The sequence below is a fragment of the Mycolicibacterium arseniciresistens genome, from assembly GCF_030519285.1.
Taxonomy (GTDB): domain Bacteria; phylum Actinomycetota; class Actinomycetes; order Mycobacteriales; family Mycobacteriaceae; genus Mycobacterium; species Mycobacterium arseniciresistens.
Map to the genome: position 1 here is coordinate 1 of NZ_JAUMSQ010000458.1, position 1,179 is coordinate 1,179.

Annotated in this window: 2 protein-coding genes; one reads left to right on the top strand and one right to left on the bottom strand. The window is 63.3% G+C overall.

Translation table 11 applies throughout. The features are described 5' to 3' along the window. Positions 1–94: 94 nt before the first annotated feature. Positions 95–559 (bottom strand): MarR family winged helix-turn-helix transcriptional regulator, encoded by a 465-nt coding sequence (locus Q2100_RS30395; RefSeq protein WP_302917006.1) that lies wholly within the window; start codon positions 557–559, stop codon positions 95–97. Between the two features lie 63 nt (positions 560–622). Here Q2100_RS30395 and Q2100_RS30400 point away from each other — a divergent pair, with 63 nt between their 5' ends. Further along, positions 623–1,081 (top strand): RidA family protein, encoded by a 459-nt coding sequence (locus Q2100_RS30400; RefSeq protein WP_302917007.1) that lies wholly within the window; start codon positions 623–625, stop codon positions 1,079–1,081. Positions 1,082–1,179: the final 98 nt, after the last annotated feature.

Below are 1,179 nucleotides of genomic sequence, written 5' to 3' on the forward strand. Positions count from 1 at the left end.
AACTCCACCTTCAGCCCGACGGTCACCGTCAGCGTCAAGTAACACTACCCATCCGACGACGGCCCCCGGAAAAACCGGGGGCCGTCGTCGTTGTCTACGAGTCCGGTCCGACCACCCGCAGCTTGGCTGCGATCCGCATCAGGGCCTGTTGGTCGGTGGCGGTGAGGCGGTCGAGAACGAACTCGCGCACTGAGCGCACGTGGATCGGCGCCGCTTCGACCACGAGGCGGTAGCCGTCATCGGTGAGCGCGGCGATCGTGTAGCGGCCGTCGTCGGGATCCGGTGACCGGGTGGCCCAACCACGTTGTTCGAACCGCTTGACGACGTTCGACAGCCGCGACAGGGAACCGTTGGCCAGATACGCCAACTCGCTCATGCGAATTCGCCGATTCGGGGCTTCTGAGATGTGGCTCAACGTCAGGTACTCGAACAGGGTCAGGTCGATCTGACGGAGCGGTGCCTCGAGCTTGCCCGGCAGCAGCAGGATCACCGAGATGAGGCTGGTCCAGACGTCTTTCTCCTGCGGGCTGAGCCATTGCGGATCGTCGGTATGCGCCATCGGTGCCTCCTGTCGATGCCCGCATGAGTTTACACGTGAAGTGATCGGGGGTATGTTGAGTTCATGGATGAAGTGAAATCAGGTACAGCGGTCGAATTCTTCGTCACCCCCGGGTACGGCGAGATGTTGCGGAAAGAACGGCATTACAGCCAGGCGGTGCGGATCGGGGACAGGGTTGAGATCTCCGGACAGGGGGGCTGGGACGACGAGTTGAACTTCCCGGAATCGCTGAAGGACGAGATCGAGCGCGCCTTCGAGAACGTCGAGCGGACCCTCGCAACTGCCGGCGCCTCCTGGCGTGACGTGGTCCACCTGAACTCGTATCACATTGCCAGCCAGCCGGACTCCATCGGCGATGCGCACAACGACGTCATGATCGAGCAGATCCGCAAGTGGATGCCCGGCCACGCGCCGATCTGGACCGAAACCGGCGTCACTGCGCTGGGGGCGCCCAATATGCGCGTCGAGATCCGTGTCACCGCCATCCTCGGCCTGCATGAGGGAAGCGCTTCGACTGAGTGACGCTCGGACGAGCCCGCACGTCATCGGCGGCTGAACCTTTGCGATCGCGAGGACGGATGCACGATTCGGCCGATCTCTCGGCGTCACCGCTGACACTG

Excerpts from the sequence above, each read along its gene's own strand:
- Q2100_RS30395 (WP_302917006.1), bottom strand. The coding sequence starts at position 559 with ATGGCGCATACCGACGATCCGCAATGGCTCAGCCCGCAGGAGAAAGAC.
- Q2100_RS30400 (WP_302917007.1), top strand. The coding sequence starts at position 623 with ATGGATGAAGTGAAATCAGGTACAGCGGTCGAATTCTTCGTCACCCCC.